Source organism: Pseudoalteromonas sp. S1609 (genome assembly GCF_005887255.1).
GTDB lineage: Bacteria > Pseudomonadota > Gammaproteobacteria > Enterobacterales > Alteromonadaceae > Pseudoalteromonas.
In genome coordinates, this window is sequence record NZ_PNDJ01000093.1 from 1 (window position 1) to 17,881 (window position 17,881).

The window sequence follows — 17,881 nt, forward strand, 5'->3', positions numbered from 1 at the left end:
TTGTATACAATATATTTAATTCTTTGGATAATTTAAATCAATTAATAATCAGTCTTAGGTTCGAATATTAAGTGCGACTTTTTAGATTAAGTGGCCAGCTGTTGTGGTTCGGCTATTGAATCGCCCCGTGTTTGCCAGAGACTCAATAACTTGAGAAACTGGAACTATGAAAAAATCAAATCGCTATACATCAGAATTTCGTGAACGTGCAATTAGGCTTATTACTACACAACAGCATGAATACTCCTCTCTGTGAGCTGCGCTAGTATCGATTGCAGATAAACACCAGAAACACTTAAAGCATGGGTTAAGAAGTCTCAAGCTCAACCGTCTAAACTATCTTCTTACACTCAATCAGCTGAAGAGCTGACTGGCTAATTTAGAGCGTGAGAATAAAGAACTAAAGCGAACGAATGATATTTTGAGGCAAGCTGCCGCTTTTTTCGCCCAAGCGGAGCTCGACCGCAAACAGAAATAAGCGTGGTTTTTATAGATACTTATCGTGAGCATTTCAGTGTCGAGTCAATTTGCAAAGAATTGCCCATTGCACCTTCAACGTATTACGCTCACAAACAGTGACAGAGGCAGCCAAAACGACTATCTAACCGTAAAAAGCGTGATGTTGAGTTGATGATACTCATTCGCCAATGAGTGGGAGGATAACATGTCTGTTTATGGAGCAAGGAAAATATGGAAACAACTGCAACTTGACGGCAATCAAGTAGCCCGTTGTACTGTTGAGCGACTAATGAGAAATATGGGTATCCAAGGTGCTCGCCGCGAAAAAGCATGTAAAACAACGATACCAGATGAGCAACAAGATAAGCCAAAGGATTTGGTTAATCGTCAATTTACGGCAGAGCAGCCAAATCAACTTTGGGTCGCTGATATCACCTATGTTGCTACGTGGAGCGGATTTGTTTTCGTGGCCTTAGTGATAGATGTATTCTCACGGTACATCGTAGGCTGGCGTGTACCAAAGACGATGCATACAGACTTGATTCTTGATGCGTTAGAGCAAGCCATTTGGCATCGTGGTGATCCAAAAGGACTGTTTCACCTAGCGATAGAGGGAGTCAATATTTACCCATAAGATACACTGAACGACTTGCTGAAGCAGGGATTCAAGTATCTGTAGGCAGTGTCGGTGATTCTTACGATAATGCAATGGCTGAAACGATAAATGGTTTATTTAAAACAGAAATTATTCGCAGGAATGGCCCGTGGAAAAATGCTGATGCCGTTGAATAAGCAACTTTAGAATGGGTCAGTTGGTTTAACAATCAACGGTTATACCCTTCAATTGGGTATATTTCACCAGCTCAATATGAAGTAAATTACTATGACAATTTAAACGAGTCAGGTAAAGTGGCCTGACTTAAACAAACTGGTCTGCGATGAACTCGGGGCGCATTATAAGAGAGCTATCTAAGAAGGTCACACAACGTCACATGTATAGCGTTTCTTCTTCGCCATCATCTAATATGAAAATAAACTGAATACTATAGCATTAACTCAAGACCTAACATGCCGCTGTTAAATAAGCCCTAAAGAAAAATGATCCCTCGATATAGGATAATTAACTACAAATTTAATACTATAGGTATTAAGGTAAAAAAAAGCGCTATAACAATGCAGCGCTTTCATTACTTATAGGTTGTGTGTTTAAACTAAAACGCGTTATTAAAAGAAGCCAAGGGGATCTTCGCTGTAACTTACTAATAAGTTTTTAGTTTGTTGGTAATGATCGAGCGCGAGTTTGTGCGTTTCGCGGCCTATACCAGACTTTTTATAACCGCCAAACGCAGCGTGTGCTGGGTACATATGGTAACAGTTGGTCCATACGCGACCGGCTTCTATTTTGCGACCAAAGTGATAAGCGCGGTTCATATTACGGCTCCATACACCTGCGCCTAAACCAAATTCTGAGCTGTTAGCCAATTCGAGCGCTTCGGCTTCGTCTTTAAAGGTCGACATTGAAATAACGGGGCCAAAAATTTCTTCTTGGAACACGCGCATATCGTTAGTGCCTTTTAATAAAGTAGGTTGAATGTAATAGCCACCATTTAGCTCATCGCTAAGTTGCTCAACATGACCGCCACTGAGTACTTCAGCACCTTCTTGTTTGCCAATATCAATGTAACTTAAAATTTTATCAAACTGTGCTTTAGAGGCTTGCGCACCTACCATGGTTTCGCTGTCTAGCGGGTTACCGCGTTTAATTTGCTTGGTACGTTTTAAAATGCGTTCTATAAATTGCTCATAAATATCTTCTTGAATGAACAAGCGTGATGGACAAGTACATACTTCACCTTGGTTAAAGTAGGCAAGAATGGCGCCCTCAATTGCTTTATCTAGGTATGAGTCGTCTTTTTCCATAACATCGTTAAAGAAGATATTAGGTGATTTTCCCCCAAGTTCTACCGTTGAAGGAATAATATTTTCAGCCGCACATTTTAAAATATGTGAGCCTACAGGGGTTGAGCCTGTAAAGGCAATTTTAGCTATACGCGTATTAGTTGCCAGTGCTTCACCGGCTTCTTTACCAAAACCATTTACTACGTTTAGCACGCCGCCGGGTAGTAAATCACCAATAATTTCCATTAACACTAATATTGATGCAGGTGTTTGCTCAGCAGGTTTAAGTACCACACAGTTACCTGCTGCTAGTGCCGGCGCTAGCTTCCATGCAGCCATTAAAATTGGAAAGTTCCACGGAATAATTTGCCCTACAACACCTAATGGTTCATGAAAATGATACGCCACCGTGGTTTCGTCTATTTCACCAATACTGCCATCTTGAGCACGCAAGCAACCGGCAAAGTAACGAAAATGGTCCGCAGCAAGTGGAATATCAGCGGCGAGGGTTTCGCGAATGGCTTTACCGTTATCCCATGTTTCGGCCACTGCAAGTAGCTCTAGATTTTGTTCAATACGATCGGCAATTTTTAATAAAATATTGCTGCGCTCGGTCACTGAGGTTGTGCCCCACTGCGTTTTTACAGCATGCGCTTTATCAAGTGCTAAATTAATATCGTCTTTATCAGAGCGAGGAATTTTACAAAACACTTTGCCATTTACAGGGCTAATATTCTCAAAGTATTGACCATTAACGGGTTCAACCCACTCGCCGCCAATATAGTTACCATACTGCTGTTTAAATGTGATGAGTGCGTCTGCTGTGCCTGGATTTGCGTAAATCATATGTGTGTTCTCTTGTTGTTGTTAGCTAAAAGTCTAAGCCGAAATACCAGCAACTTGTTAGGGTAATGTAGCAAGTTGCTTTATATTTAATCGGTATTGATTGACATTAGACTATTAAGCGCTTAAAAACTTGATTAGCAGTCCAAAAAAATTGTCTGTGAGTCCAAACGATTTAATCATTAAAGAGGCTGATTATGTATTCGTCGCAGTTAAAAAAAAACGCCAACAACTTGATGTACTTATTGAAAACAAAGTGAGCTTTGCTGCCGACAACAGCGAACTGAGTATTTATGATACTTATAAAAGTGCGCAAAAAGTGGCGCTGCATTCAAACGAATTACTGTTTTGTGCCATGCTCAGTGGCAAGAAAATTATGCATGTTGAGAATAGTCATTATCATAAAGCGTTTTTACCCCACGAATCGTTTGTATTAGCGCCCGAGCAAGGGGTGCTGATTGATTTTCCACAGGCAACTCTCAACTCACCTACCACCTGTTTAGCGATTGAAATCAGCACCGATAAAATAACCAATGTGGCTAATGCGCTTAATATGCAGCAAAACTTTGCTAGTGATGCCTTGTTTGAATACAGCCCTAATTTAGTGCATACCCAACATAATGCGCAAACTCAGCAGTTATTAGAGAGAATGGTGCATTTATTTAGTGAGCAAGGCGCCGAGCGACACTACTTAATTGATTTATCGTTAAACGAATTGATCACCCGTTTACTGCAACAACAAAGCCGCGATCTATTAATGGCCAACTGCGATAAACTGCGTCTTAAAAGTAACGTGAGTGATGCACTGCAATACATTGAAGAGCATTTAAGCGACACACTCGACATAGACACATTATGCAAAATAACTTGTATGAGTCGTAGTAAGTTTTACCAGCAATTTAAACTCGCTTTTGGCACAAGCCCTGCACTCTGGCAGCAACAGCTTAGACTTAAAAAAGCCCGCACGCTTTTATTAGAAGGCCAAGCTATAAGTAAAGTGTGCTACGACCTTGGTTTTAATAACGCCAGCCATTTTAGCCGTTTGTTTAAGCAAACCTTTGGGATTGCACCTAAACAGTGTCGGCATTAATAGCTAATGCTTTATTAAGTGGTTAAAAGCGCAGTCATATTTTAATAACCACACTATAATAGCTTGCAATACATAAACTTACACCTGCCAGCAACCACACTACGCCGTAGTTATGCCATAAGAAAGCGTTATTGTAAACTTTATGAGGGTTGTGCTTATCCACCAATAGCGTGCATTGCTTACCCTGCTTAAAACGCCACATCATATTTTCGTTATAATCAATTAGTATACTGCACACTTGATCATCAAAACGAAAACTCACTAGCATCGTTGGCTGATGTAAAAGCTCTGGCGCTGTTATTTGATTATTTGTCGCTGCTGTTATTTGTTCTATGTTACACACTCGCCAATGGCGTTTATTAACTTTACATTTTAACCAACGAACAAGTGGCAACAAGCCTATTAGTATAAATACAACCCCTAACCCTAGAAGTACCATACATTCACCTTCATTTTAATTAATTTTTTGGTAAACAAAATGAGTAAATAAATTACTCAACGTTCTACCTACTGATTTAAATACTGTTATTTTTTATCTACTTTTTCGAACAGGTATATTTTGTTTGGCTAAATAAGCCAGTTCAACACACGGCAAGCTCAGTAAATATACCTTCTTGCATTGGTAACAATAACTTACCAGTTTTATTTAATATATTAATTACTACCTATAAATAGACTGCTACGAGTGATTGTGGAAGTATCTTTTTGGACGACCTGATGTAGTTCGCGCCACTAAACTTAATAGCGTGGCAGTGGTCATTTAGTAAATTACCATAGCCATGAGCCATCAAAACTAGAGGCTCCTTTGAAATTAGAGGCTCCTTTGAAATTAGAACCACCAGAAGCTGCAGTACCAGGCGCTAGTAACGCAATACTCTCAAAACCAGTATTTACCGGCATTGCTTTAAGTTCAGCATCACTAAACGTTAAGCCAGAGGTGGAAGATACCATATCTACACGACGAATTGCCGAACCTGTTACCGCGATACGCTCTATATCAGTACCAGCTTTATAAAGTTGTACATCTAGTATTATTGATTGGCCAATAGTTAACGCAACGTTTTCTTCAGTCATTGCTTGATAACCGTCTTTTACAATAGTTACATCGTATGTACCTACAGGTACGTTTCTTAATAAGTAATCACCCTCGGCGTTACTGGTAATGGTGTAAACCAACCCTTTGCTTTTGTGCTTAAGTGTAATAGTTGCGCCGGTTAAATCATTCCCCGATTGCGCAACAATATGACCTTTCACAATACTACTGCCATCAACAGCGTGTGCCGCTGGCGCAATTAATAATACTGCTGTTACCGCAGTTGCCAGCAGGGTTCTAGCACCTACGCCTCGAGTTTGTTTTTTATTATTTGTAATCATGTAAGAATTCCTTGGTCCTGTAGATTTTTATTGTGAGACTAACCTCGACGTAAAATATACATAAACCACATATTGTATACAATATTAAATATGTGATAATTTTTAGTTAAAATTTAAATACAAATTAAACAAAGTCAATTGCTCTGCAAGTTTGTAACTAAAAGAAGCTTTATTAAGTATCGTAATTTAATACATGAGCTGAAGTATTTAACCTGAACTCTGGTTAAGAGATTTTCAGTGGGTACTAGGCGAAATTACTTGCAATAGCTAGCCTATTGTAAGTAGATTAAACTCAGTTAACGCTAAAAATAGCTACTTGGGGTAGGTTTATAATCCAGAGTTCAGGTTATTAAGAAGCAAACTATAGATAGTTAAATGATTAACCCCACTTTATATAGTTAGCGTTACTCGCCTTTGCATGCCCCTGTATAATTTACATATACGATACCCTTTTAATTTAGTTCTTAGACTTGCCGAAGTTAATATTACTGATACAATCTAAATGTATAATGTATACAATATTACTTATTAGAGGAAATATAATGGAAACAAACTGTAAAGATTGGCGATACACAGTTATGCCAGCCGTGTTTACATGGCTCAAAGAAACAGAGTCTGGAACCGTAGCAATTGACCTTGATGCAACGAAAAAATACGCTGCAGATATTTTAAAGGTGCAAGGCAAAGGTGGAACTCGTATGGGAGGCCTTGTTGGCTCTGGTACTCTTGGTGAAAACAGCTACCTAAGTTCCGAACAGCGTCTTTCTTTACTAAAAGCTCTCTCAAGTGTTGCTAAAGAATACAATGTTCCATTGATTAGTGGCGCAGCCGCAGAAACCAAAGAAGAACTGGCCAAAATTGTTACAGAGCTAGCAACTGTTGGCGTAGACACCGTAATGGTGATGCCACCAAAAACCAAATACACGCCTTCTGATGAGGAAATGTATGCGTATTATGCCCTTTCTGCCACAGCTGCAAAAGAGGCCGGTATTAAAATAATGCCTTATAACAACCCGGACGCCGCTGGCTATCATGCACTTTCAACTGACCTTCTAACAAAGCTTGCCGCTTTACCTGAAGTTACGGCGCTTAAAATATCCACCATAGATGTATCTGTTATTGAAACAATGGTACTAGAAAATAAGGACATAAAAGTACTCGCAGGTGTAGATACGGTAACTATACATGCAGGACTAGCTGGCGCATGCGGTGGGATTACAGGCGTTGGCTGTATATTTCCAAAAGCGAGTGTCACTATGCAGGAATACGTGAATAAAGGTGAGTGGGCCGAGGCAAACAAAATTTCTCAAGCTATGAATTCTATATCTTACCTTGATGCACAACCGTTACTTTTAGAATACCTTAAATTTGCATTTGGCATTCATCATAATGATGTAACTGGCGGGCTTCGTACTTTTGGTAAAAAGTTAAATCAACAGCAAATTGATGATGTACACACAAGGTATGCCTTAGCAAAAGAGCGACTCGAGGGTCTGGATTTAATAGACTAAATTTCCAAAAATTGGCAAACAAAAGCTCCGTTTTTACGGAGCGTTTTTGTAGCTATAGATAAGCTGCTCTTGCGGTGTTTGCAATGACCCTATTAAATAATCATACTTGAGCATAAAAAAAAATCAGATGTATCGTTTATTCAAAGCGTAAGGCTAAGCTTTGCACTTCTGAGTTTTTTACCCTATCTAGCTAAAGTATTTTTTACATACCCACTTAATAATACAGAAAAGTTGATGGGACCTTGTTCAGTTAGCTAACATCGCATTAAGCAAACTAATCGAGGTAAGTTAAAGACAACATAAATATAGCATTCTTATTTGCCTACGGGCAGCAAGCTGAGCACATTATAAAATATGTGCTAATAAGGGGGCTTATTTAAAACTACCTTTTTTCGTCTTCTATTTTAAGTAATAGCTTTTTAATGTCGTTTTTGGCGCCTAAGATATGCTTTTTCAAAAAGTCACACGCTTTTTTAGTGTCCTTTGCACGACAGTGATTTAGCAATGTACGGTGCTCTTCTGGTGCAGTGGTTAAACCACCTGCTAGTAAAATATGCATGCGCACATAACGCTCTGAATTTTTACTATACATATCAACTAGTTCACGAGTTTGTGGGCGTTGCGCGCGTGAATACAACTTACCATGAAAACGGCTGTTTAAATCGCCCGTTGCTAGGTGGGTATCACCTGCATCCATGGCGCTTTCTAGCTCAGTTAAGATAAGCTCAGCATCAATTAAATCTTGATCTGTTAAACCTTCTATTGAGTGACTTAGCAGCTCAGCCTCTAGTAATGCCCTTAAATCAAAGATTTCATCAATTTGTGATGCTGAAAGCTCTGTTGCCGTGGCTCCTTTATGCGCTTCAAAATTTACAAGCCCTTCAGCTTCTAGCTGAAGCAGTGCTTCACGAACAGGTATTCGGCTTACATTAAGCTCAGCAGCGAGTGCAGCTTGACGCAGTGGATCACCAGCTTTGATTTCACCGGTTAATATTTTTTCACGAATTGCTTCTGCTACTAATTGGGTGCGTGTTTTGTGTTCGATAGCCATAGTGATCCTCTTATACCAATCGTGTTAAGTTACTGACCATTTATAGCGACAGAAAAATGGAGTGATAACAAGGCATAAACTTTGACATATAGTTGTTCTCGGCAATTGCTCCTGCATTGCTACCTCCTGCATCCATGCAGTCGTACATGAAAAATTTATAACGCAGTTAGCGCTTTATTTAGCTCGCTAGAATGATTAAATACTTAAGCCGATTGGTATTATATTGCATTTGGCATACATTATACCCAAGTTCATTCATATTCCAAGTTAGAATCTGTATGAACACGCTATAGATAAAGGAAAAGCGGGAATATACAATTTGCATATCCCGCCCAATGAATCTTATGCTTGATAGCAAATTGGTCGCATAAAACGTAACATTGCATTTGTTCCTACAGAGGTACTACGTACATCCGTTGAGCTTGGAAATGGCCCACCGTGGTTCATTGAACCACACACTTCAACACCTGTTGGCATCTGATTTTTTATCAAACGACCCACTTTATATTGCAGTGCTTCGATGAGGCTATCTGCTTTGCTTAAATCAGCTTTCGTGCCATGAACGCTGGCTGTAAGCTGCCCTTGCAGTTTATTTATTAATGTCATAAGTTGCTGTTCACTGTCGTAACGCACAACTAATGCAGCAGGGCCAAACATTTCTTCATTCAACGCTGGGGTTGTTAAATAATCGTCGGCATTACAAACGAATACATGTGCATTAGCATGGAACGCTTGCTCAAGCTTACCTTTCCCTAACACGCTTACTTGAGCAAGTTGGCCTCGCTCTTCTACTTGGTGTTTAAACGTTTTAACAATGTCTGGCGTGAGCAAAGTGTCTGATGGTGCATCATTAATGCTCGCAGTAATATGTGCTTCAAGCTCATCACACCCGGTTGGCACTAACCAAAGCCCAGGGCTGGTGCAAAACTGGCCGTTACCCATAAGCATTGACTGGCAAAGTGACTGCGCCATTTCTTTACTCTGTTCAATGGCTTTATTGGGTAAAATAACTTGAGGGTTAATACTACCCAGCTCACCATAAAATGGGATGGGCTCTTCACGTTTAGCAATCGTTTCTTGCAGTTTACTCGCCACGTTAAATGAGCCTGTAAAGCCAACCGCTTTAATTGCCGGCGCTGCAACTAATTGATGCGATATGTCATGCTCCTTACTTTGCACCATTGCAAACACGCCTAATGGCATCGCACATTCTTTTATGGCTGCAAGCGCCGCACGTGCCATCAACTCGCCAGTTCCTGGATGCGCTGTGTGATTTTTAACAATGGCCGGGCACCCAGCAGCAAGTGCCGCTGCTGTATCGCCACCCAATGTTGAAAAGGCATAAGGAAAATTAGATGCACCAAACACAGCAGCCGGCCCCAATGGTAAATAGTTAAGTTCAGTGTGTGGTTTTGGTAACGGTGATCTTGTTGCATCGGCCTCATCCACTATTTTTAAACCCAAAGGTGATTCAGGGTTTTCGCGCAATGCACTGGCAAACGCTTTAAGTTGATTTACGGTGCGCATGCGCTCCCCCTGCAATCGCGCAAGCGGTAAGTTGGTTTCTTGCTGAGTTTGCTCAAGTAGATCATCACCAAGCGCTAATATTTGATCTGCAATACACATTAAAAAATCAGCACGTTGTGCATAGCTAGTTTTACGATACTCATAAAAAGCCGATTGTGCGGCTTCGATTGCAACGTTTAATTCAGTGGCGCTGAGATTAAAAAAGCATGTAGGTAGTGGTTCATTACCAGCGGGAGAAAATGCATTAAATTCACCATTCGCTGAATCACCAACCCATTGTCCTGCTACTAAACTTTGTCCTGTTAATGTCATGTTTTGCTCCTGATTATATTACTTGAAACCCAAATGCATATGGGTCATCGTCATCGACTGTGATAGCACTTGTGCCTGTTACTCTAGACCAACCTTGAATACTTGGCAGAATAGCTGTTACGCCTGCGATTTCTGTTACCTGTTCAATACGGCCAATAAATTGGCTACCGATATAACTTTCGTGGATAAATTCTTGCCCTTGGGCCAACTGCCCTTTCGCAAAAAGCTGTGCCATACGGGCGCTAGTGCCTGTTCCACATGGTGAGCGATCAATGGCTTTGTCACCATAAAAAACAGCATTTGCGGCATGTGAATTGGCATTTTTAGGTGTGCCTGCCCATAACACATGGCTTGCACCTTGAACGGTTGGGTCAAGGGGGTGAACACATTTTATTTTTGCGTTTATGGCATCACGCACCTGCGGGCTGTACTTTAAAATTTGCCCAGCGGTTAAATGCTCAATGCCTTTGTAATTGGCTTGCGGTTCAACAATAATGTAGAAGTTACCTCCGTAGGCAATATCTACTTTAAGCTCGCCCAGTTCAGGTACTTCAATTACAATTGACTGATATGCTAAGTACGCGGGAACATTATAAATTTTTACCCACTGAACTTTACCATCGGTCATTTCATAATTGATTCGTACACGTCCAGCTGGCGTATCTAATAGCAAGGTCCCGGGCACTTTTGCATGTAATAAACCATGCTCTAAAGCAAACGTAACAATACCCATTGTGCCGTGGCCGCACATGGGCAAGCACCCTGATGTTTCAACAAATAAGATAGCGGCATCGCCGTCTTCTGTGGTAGGCGGATATAAAAATCCGCCCGACATCATATCGTGACCACGAGGCTCAAACATTAGCGCTTGGCGTATCCAATCGTGATTTTGAAAAAAGTCTTGGCGTTTCTCACTCATGCTCTGTCCGCTCAATTGCGGGTGACCACTGGTAATTAGCCTTACGGGATTGCCACAGGTATGGCCGTCAATACAAAAAAAGGTCCCTTTGAGCATAACTTAATCCAACTTTAATTTTGTTACGTCAATACCGCTTGCCATTGCTTTAGTGTAAAGCGTGGTAACAGCTGCATTTTCATCTGATGCGTTTAGCTTAATAACGCTGTGAGCAGTTTGATTATTTAGCTCATCGATCATGTTTGCGCTACTTCCAAAATGAATAGCGCCATCTTCATTAAACTGAGCCGAAAACGATCCAAAGGCCTGTTGCCAATTTACTGTCATTTTAATTACCTGATTGATGTTTATGCTTGATATAGTAGGTATATTGTATACAATAATCAACATCCTATTTCAGCATTCCTTTCTTTAGTGGCATTGAAGGGCATCTATAAAACAGCAGCAAAAACATTAAACCATTGAATCTAAACAACAATGAAGCAAAATAACAAGTATTGAAAAATCATATCTCGTAACTTAAAAAATAAATTCAATTTTGAGATAGACACAATACATCCGTCACAACAAACATATTGCATAAAGAGGTAAGCATTTTGTCTGATAATAAAACACAACATATTGGCGTGGTTGGAGCAGGTATAATCGGTATTTGTTGTGCGTTAAAATTACAACGCGCTGGCTTTACAGTTACTTTGTATGATGAAAATGGCTTAGCTCAAGGCTGCTCGAAAGGGAATGCTGGGCACTTTGCAACAGAGCAAGTATTTCCTTTAGCGCACTCATCGTTATTAAAAAAGCTGCCTATGATGCTATTAAACCCACTCGGCCCTCTTAGAATAGATTGGCGCTATGTGATCAAAGCACTACCTTGGTTTTGGCGGTTTGTTAATAACATGGCTAGCTCAACCTATAAAGCAAATACCCACGCTTTACAGGCGCTCAACCACCGTGCAATTACAGCCTACGAGACCCTGCTAGATGAATTCAAATTAAATCATTTAATAACAAAGAAAGGGAGCTTGCTCACTTTCGAAACAACGCCAGTTACACAAATACAGGCTATGTTTGAAAAATATTTATCACACGGTATCGCTGTAGAGCTGCTCAATGCTGAACAACTACAACGACTGGAACCTAATTTAGCAAAAACCATAACGCATGCATTATTTTTTAAAGAGGTAGCGCACAGCGTTGATCCTCATTTATTTTGCTTAAGTTTAGCTGAGCAATTTAGAGCTTTAGGTGGGCAGTTTTGCCAACAAAAAGTGATTGAGGTTTCACCTGTTTATAGTGGCTATGAAATTAATTGCCCTGACCAAAAATTTCAAGCCGATAAAGTCATCATCGCAGCTGGTGCGTGGAGCAAATTACTGCTCCAGCCCTTAGGTTACAATGTACCTCTTGATACAGAGCGAGGCTATCATTGCATGTTATCGAGTAATTATGGTCTATCTCGTCCTGTCGCCTCTGCAGAGCGCAGTTTTATTATGACACCCATGAGCCAAGGTTTACGAATTGCTGGAACAGTAGAGTTCGCAGGTACAGAACGTAAAATGAATAATAAACGCGCTTTGGCATTATTACCCAGTGCCAAAGCAATGCTCAATCATTCAGCGGTAACACTTCAACCTAGTAGCGTGTGGATGGGCTGCAGACCATCACTGCCCGATTCATTACCGGTCATAGGCGAAGCACCTAACCACACTAATTTATTTTTTGCATTTGGCCACCAGCACCTTGGATTAACTCAAGGTGCTATTACAGGTGAGCTAATAACTAGTTTGTGTTTACAACAAGTACCTAGCGTAGATATAAAACCATATTGTATCAGCCGCTTTTCATCTCAAGCTGCTTGCAGTTCACACGCCCCACTTGCACAATAGTCACACTTACGAGGAAAGCACTATGATAGCCCAAGGTATTGGTACCCATACCAAAGAACAAGCACTTGCCAGTTTATCTAATATGACTGACGATTTAACCCCGATCCAACCGCAAGAGCACCTAGAACGAATTAAAAAAGCTCAAGTATACATGCAACAAAATGGTATTGACGCCATATATCTAAACGCTGGTACAAATCTTACTTATTTTACGGGAATGCGTTGGTATGCCAGTGAAAGACTGGTGGGAGCAATTTTACCTGCACAGGGCGATGTACAATATATTGCTCCTTTTTTTGAAATTGGTTCACTCAATGGCTTTAAAGTGATTGATGGCCCAATTCATGGTTGGCAAGAACATGAAAGCCCATATCAGCTATTTGTAGATGTAATAACCGAAATGGGCATTGCAAAAGATGGCACTATTGGCATTGATGAAAGTGCACAGTTTTTTATTTTTGATGGCATTAAAAAAGCACAAAGCGGCTTAAAACTGGTTAACGCACAACCCGTAACAGCACATTGTCGTATGCACAAATCAACCAATGAACTTGCATTAATGCAACGCGCAATGGATATGACCTTAGTGGTACATAAAGCCACAGCCAGTATGCTGTATGAAGGCATTAGCACCACAGAAGTAGAAGCTTTTATTAAACAAGCGCACCAAAAAGTAGGTGCGCCAGGTAACTATTTTTGCATTGTGTTATTTGGTGTTGCTACCTCTTTTCCCCATGGCGTAAAAGACGCGCAAATTCTTAAAAAAGACGATGTGGTATTAATTGATACTGGCTGTAAAGTGCACGATTACTTATCTGATATCACCCGCACTTATGTGTTTGGCGAAGCAAGTGATCGCCAGCGCCAATTTTGGGATTATGAAAAAGCGGCACAAATAGCTGGATTTAATGCAGCAAAAATAGGCCAAACATGTCAAGACGTAGATGCTGGAGCTCGTAATTATTTAGCTGAGCAAGGCCTTGGTCCTGAATATCAAACGCCAGGGTGCCCACACCGTACCGGCCACGGCATTGGCTTAGACATTCACGAGTGGCCTTATTTAGTCGGCGGCGATAAAACCCCTCTGGCCACCGGTATGTGCTTCAGTGTCGAACCCATGCTCGTTGTACCAAATGAGTTTGGTATAAGATTAGAAGATCACTTTTATATGACCGACAACGGGCCAAAGTGGTTTACTGAGCCATCCCATAGTATCGACGACCCATTTAAATCAACCAGTTAATTTATAACACTCTCTGCTGCATGTATACGAAAACCATGCAGCCACTGGCACTACTCACTTCACTTAGCTTGTTTTTGAGTAATTAATAATAAATTTGCAACATTCCATCAGAGATTAGGCGCCTCTTGCTGTTCACCATATAGGTAGTGTTTTGTACTGCTATTACAGTGAACTGCTTGAGGTAAATAAGTGTATGAAATCACGTACTTTACCAAAGCGAAGCATTATGCTTCTGGCATAAACCTCCCACTTAGGCAAAACGTGGGATGTACTTTATAAGGTAAGCGTAGGTCAGTTGGTTAACCATTTTCCGCGCTAGAGACTTGGTAAATTAATGCTCATTTGTTTGGCCCTTATTCAGGTCTTACTACGGGTACTATTTCTTTTACTGCGACACCTTACGACCAAGCTGCGCCAATAAATACACAACAACAGGACGTTGCAATCACGCCTTATGAAGATAAGAAATACGAGTTTGAGTTAACCCCTACCTCTTAAGCAATGTTAATCACGATCACGGCACGATTAGATGTAGACGGAGAAGAAATTCGCATCATCAAAAAGCAACCAATATAACCTTTTGAAGACAAAAGTAGTGTAAGAACCTTTCAAAAAAATCAATGCCGACCAGTGAGCAAGCTGATCGGCATTTTTCAGTTTAAGTGTTATTCCATAGATAGTGTGAATAAACTTTTCCTATAAAAGTACCATTAATAGGGCGAGTAATTAACGACATCCACTACTGTTATAGTCAACGACTAAACTAACACCATTACTTGAGCCTGATACCTTTAAGTAACCCCAATATTGGCTTGAATTAGCAATATAAATACACTCGTCGTTACCACTATTATTTGACTCAGCCAATTCGTTATTGCCATTAGGCCACGAGCTCTCGGCATAGCTAAGGCTTATATCGCCACTGCCATTGGCCGTGGTGATTGCAATCCCACTTTGACTTTGCACATCAGCAAGACTAAACCACATCGGACCGCTGTTACCTAAACAAACCGCTTCGCCATCATTTAAACGACCGTTGCTACGACTGCCTTGTGTGGCACATACATCGGGCATATTGGAAGTGGCTGGCGTATAAGACGCTGTTAATTGCACATTTTCAAATGCATTATATCCATGTAACATAACCTGATAAGTACCAACTTGTACTGGGTCAATGGCGCACTGCTCTTCGTTACCACCAATATAAGGACGACAATCGTAAACGGTCTCTGTTGGTGCCGCTTCATAGCTTACATACAGGTCAGCATCTCCTTCTCCTCCAGTAATTGTAAATACTAGTTCACTGGCACCTTGCGGAACGGCAAAAGTAAAGTATTGCTGCTCATTTTGCGCGCCGTTAGTCTGAACTGTTTGATTATTTTGCAATATGTTATCACCGACACTACTATCTTTTTCGATGGTCGCTGTCGTGATAGCTGATTGACTTGCTCCTTGATTGTCAGTAACTATCAAACTTATGTTGTACTCCCCTTCACTGATATACCTGTGAAGTGGATTAGCCTGATTCGAGCTACTGCCATCACCAAAGTTCCATTGATAACTTACAATTGAGCCATCACTATCAATACTGCCATTGCTGGTAAAACTGACGTCATTATTTTGCACGCCATAATATGGGCCGTTGATTTGAACTGTCGGCGGAATATTTGAAGGCGCGCCAGCAACTAAATCATCGCACCATTGTACAAATTCACTTTCGTAACTACTTTCCCACTGTTCTGTTTTTGCTTTGTAGGCAATCCAATCACCCACTCTGGTATGGGCAAGCATAGTATTAATTTCATCATAATGGCGTTCAAACATAAACCTCACAGCTAGGTAACCCCAACGATAGATTCGGTCTTGATCAAAACCATCATAAGTAGTGGAAAAGATTTGTGCTAGGGTAAAACGTGAGCCATCACTAATGGTTTCTTTTGCTGCGTCATTATCATTTAAATTAGCAATGTATTCAGCAACCCCTTCCGACCACCAAACAACATCTTCTGTAGGAGAGTTAAAGTCGCCATACAGATCAAATCGCCCATCGAGATAGTGCACATATTCGTGCTCTAAATTCCAAACGAAATGCTCTGCATTTGCATAATTTGCTTCATAAGCAATAAAGTTTGCTTGGTTGCCAACAACGGATGGATCACCTTCTAAATACATGCCACCATTATTGGTATTAATACCAAAAATAACCCCCGCATATTTACCGTAATCGTCGCTACTATCGAAAATATTCACTTGTAAAAAGCTATTATTATCATCAGCTACGGGGGTGTTATTAGTGGCAAGTTTAGTATGGAATAGCCCTTCCTCAGCACCCATTGCATCACACGCGGCGGCATGTTGCGCAACAGTCATATTTTGCGAACGAATTTTAATCGTGCTACTGCAACTATAGCTTTGTGACAGTGCTTGACCTATCAGGTTATCTACAAACCCACAAATACCATAATCATTACAATCTGCGTAATAACTAACCGAGTCAGCTGCCGCAAGCCAAACCGCATCACCATAGCCAAAGCTAGTATACGTTGAAAAAATAGCATTTAGACCAGTATCTACAGCACTTTGAATCGGTGTATCTGAGTATTGCTTTAACCGAGCAAGTTCACTTGCTGCATTAACAATAAGGTACTGTGCGTCTGATCCAATCATCCATTGTTTTTGAGTAAACGCACTGAGCCTTGTTACTAAATCAGTGTCTTTGCCCACTGCCGTAACAAATTCATCATTCCATTGACCACGATATAACAAGGTAAAGATACCATTCACTGCACTTCGTACATTCCACTTGGCGCCGTAGCTTTCATTAAAACGGCTCAACCATTGTTTTACCACTTCAAGGTAACGATGCTGTTGCTCTGAGCTGTCCATTGTGATGATTACTTCGTTTAACGTTTTAGCATGACCGTCGTTATCGTCGTAAAAATGACTATTGGCAACAAATGCATCAACCGCCCCCACAACTGCGGTGGTGACCCACGTTGCAAAACTAACATTGTCGTTATAAAACTCAGCGTAAAAACCAGTTCGTAGGTATAAAAATAGCGCTTCCAACTCTACATTTCCGCCGCCAGCATAAGTCTGTGAAAGTGCCTTAGCATGATTTGCAACAGCAAACATTTTATCAGATGTAAACACCTGACTTTGTGTTAAAGCAGAGGCACTAAACAACTCATTAATACATTGTGTACCTTGGTTTTGAATTTCTGTAATAATACTTGATGTGCTCGCGTTTGCTAATGCATTCAAATCACACGTAACGGCGACTGCTTGCATCGTCATCACACGCGCATTAAAAAGTTTTTGCTGGCTTTGCATTTTTGCAATCGGTGCTTTTTCATTATGATTTTGTTCAACGCCATGATGATGTAAACGCTCTACAACGGCTGTCTGAGGTTTAAATGTTCGCTCCTCCACCTTGTCAGCCAATGCCATTGAACTCATACCTAATATCGGTAACGTCAAAATCAGTGTGTTAATTTTCATATTATACCTTCGATGATTAGTATGTTCTTAATCCAGAACTAGTTGTTGAGATACAATTTGTAACACCTCATTATCATTGTATACAATATATTTTATATAACATTAACGAATATTGATATATTAGTTTTGAGAAAACGGTTTCAACCAATTCTTTTGTATTGATTTTTACTTACTTCAAACTCTATTTAATTTAGTGAAGCTGAATATCACTCCCTCAAAGGTTACCCCATAGGGGTGGGTCAGTTTGGCACACTAAACTCTCGCAATAT

At 40.5% G+C, this 17,881-nt stretch carries 12 protein-coding genes, 2 pseudogenes and 1 other annotated feature; of the genes and pseudogenes, 6 read left to right on the forward strand and 8 right to left on the reverse strand.

Translation table 11 applies throughout. The features are described from left to right. The first annotated feature begins 166 nt into the window (after positions 1–166). Positions 167–1,377, forward strand: a pseudogene (locus tag CWB76_RS18125) (IS3 family transposase). Continuing rightward, positions 436–552 (forward strand) — a sequence feature (AL1L pseudoknot). It overlaps the preceding pseudogene by 117 nt. 306 nt (positions 1,378–1,683) lie before the next feature. Here CWB76_RS18125 and exaC read toward each other — a convergent pair. Continuing rightward, positions 1,684–3,204, reverse strand: coding sequence for an acetaldehyde dehydrogenase ExaC (gene exaC / locus CWB76_RS18130; protein WP_010389285.1), 1,521 nt, complete (start codon positions 3,202–3,204; stop codon positions 1,684–1,686). A gap of 194 nt (positions 3,205–3,398) precedes the next feature. Between exaC and CWB76_RS18135 the strand changes: the two are divergent. Next, positions 3,399–4,291: pseudogene (locus tag CWB76_RS18135) on the forward strand (AraC family transcriptional regulator). 34 nt (positions 4,292–4,325) lie between these two features. On the opposite strand, the gene CWB76_RS18140 reads toward CWB76_RS18135, so the two are convergent. Further along, entirely contained in the window at positions 4,326–4,730 is a 405-nt protein-coding gene (locus CWB76_RS18140) for a hypothetical protein (RefSeq protein ID WP_138609495.1), read from the reverse strand. 329 nt (positions 4,731–5,059) lie between these two features. Then, positions 5,060–5,665 (reverse strand): carboxypeptidase-like regulatory domain-containing protein, encoded by a 606-nt coding sequence (locus tag CWB76_RS18145; RefSeq protein ID WP_249363194.1) that lies wholly within the window; start codon positions 5,663–5,665, stop codon positions 5,060–5,062. 542 nt (positions 5,666–6,207) lie between these two features. Between CWB76_RS18145 and CWB76_RS18150 the strand changes: the two genes are divergently transcribed. Beyond that, positions 6,208–7,176, forward strand: coding sequence for a dihydrodipicolinate synthase family protein (locus CWB76_RS18150; RefSeq protein ID WP_138609497.1), 969 nt, complete (start codon positions 6,208–6,210; stop codon positions 7,174–7,176). 382 nt (positions 7,177–7,558) lie between these two features. Here CWB76_RS18150 and CWB76_RS18155 read toward each other — a convergent pair whose 3' ends face one another. The 4 genes from CWB76_RS18155 to CWB76_RS18170 all read right to left on the reverse strand — a co-directional run bounded on the left by CWB76_RS18155 (position 7,559) and on the right by CWB76_RS18170 (position 11,309). Further along, positions 7,559–8,227: a GntR family transcriptional regulator gene (locus CWB76_RS18155; protein WP_138609499.1), complete on the reverse strand. Its 669-nt coding sequence runs from the start codon at positions 8,225–8,227 to the stop codon at positions 7,559–7,561. Positions 8,228–8,569: 342 nt separating this feature from the next. Next, positions 8,570–10,066, reverse strand: coding sequence for an aldehyde dehydrogenase (NADP(+)) (locus CWB76_RS18160; protein WP_138609501.1), 1,497 nt, complete (start codon positions 10,064–10,066; stop codon positions 8,570–8,572). 13 nt (positions 10,067–10,079) lie between these two features. Then, entirely contained in the window at positions 10,080–11,081 is a 1,002-nt protein-coding gene (locus CWB76_RS18165; RefSeq protein WP_138609503.1) for a 4-hydroxyproline epimerase, read from the reverse strand. Positions 11,082–11,084: 3 nt separating this feature from the next. Next, positions 11,085–11,309 (reverse strand): hypothetical protein, encoded by a 225-nt coding sequence (locus CWB76_RS18170; RefSeq protein WP_138609505.1) that lies wholly within the window; start codon positions 11,307–11,309, stop codon positions 11,085–11,087. 266 nt (positions 11,310–11,575) lie between these two features. Here CWB76_RS18170 and CWB76_RS18175 point away from each other — a divergent pair, with 266 nt between their 5' ends. From CWB76_RS18175 to CWB76_RS20100, 3 genes are all read left to right on the forward strand, one after another. Further along, complete coding sequence (locus CWB76_RS18175; protein ID WP_138609527.1) at positions 11,576–12,868, forward strand: NAD(P)/FAD-dependent oxidoreductase; 1,293 nt, start codon at positions 11,576–11,578, stop codon at positions 12,866–12,868. Positions 12,869–12,890: 22 nt separating this feature from the next. Beyond that, on the forward strand, positions 12,891–14,111 hold the full coding sequence (locus CWB76_RS18180) for a M24 family metallopeptidase (protein ID WP_138609507.1): 1,221 nt from the start codon (positions 12,891–12,893) through the stop codon (positions 14,109–14,111). Between the two features lie 342 nt (positions 14,112–14,453). Next, positions 14,454–14,609, forward strand: a complete 156-nt coding sequence (locus CWB76_RS20100) for a hypothetical protein (RefSeq protein ID WP_171039654.1) — start codon at positions 14,454–14,456, stop codon at positions 14,607–14,609. 228 nt (positions 14,610–14,837) lie between these two features. Here CWB76_RS20100 and CWB76_RS18185 read toward each other — a convergent pair whose 3' ends face one another. Beyond that, positions 14,838–17,612, reverse strand: a complete 2,775-nt coding sequence (locus CWB76_RS18185; RefSeq protein ID WP_138609509.1) for a collagenase — start codon at positions 17,610–17,612, stop codon at positions 14,838–14,840. Positions 17,613–17,881 lie beyond the last annotated feature (269 nt).

Coding starts and splice junctions, on each gene's coding strand:
- CWB76_RS18165 (WP_138609503.1), bottom strand. CDS start 11,081: ATGCTCAAAGGGACCTTTTTTTGTATTGACGGCCATACCTGTGGCAAT.
- CWB76_RS18145 (WP_249363194.1), bottom strand. CDS start 5,665: ATGATTACAAATAATAAAAAACAAACTCGAGGCGTAGGTGCTAGAACC.
- exaC (WP_010389285.1), bottom strand. CDS start 3,204: ATGATTTACGCAAATCCAGGCACAGCAGACGCACTCATCACATTTAAA.
- CWB76_RS18170 (WP_138609505.1), bottom strand. CDS start 11,309: ATGACAGTAAATTGGCAACAGGCCTTTGGATCGTTTTCGGCTCAGTTT.
- CWB76_RS18180 (WP_138609507.1), top strand. CDS start 12,891: ATGATAGCCCAAGGTATTGGTACCCATACCAAAGAACAAGCACTTGCC.
- CWB76_RS18160 (WP_138609501.1), bottom strand. CDS start 10,066: ATGACATTAACAGGACAAAGTTTAGTAGCAGGACAATGGGTTGGTGAT.
- CWB76_RS18155 (WP_138609499.1), bottom strand. CDS start 8,227: ATGGCTATCGAACACAAAACACGCACCCAATTAGTAGCAGAAGCAATT.
- CWB76_RS18150 (WP_138609497.1), top strand. CDS start 6,208: ATGGAAACAAACTGTAAAGATTGGCGATACACAGTTATGCCAGCCGTG.
- CWB76_RS18185 (WP_138609509.1), bottom strand. CDS start 17,612: ATGAAAATTAACACACTGATTTTGACGTTACCGATATTAGGTATGAGT.
- CWB76_RS18140 (WP_138609495.1), bottom strand. CDS start 4,730: ATGGTACTTCTAGGGTTAGGGGTTGTATTTATACTAATAGGCTTGTTG.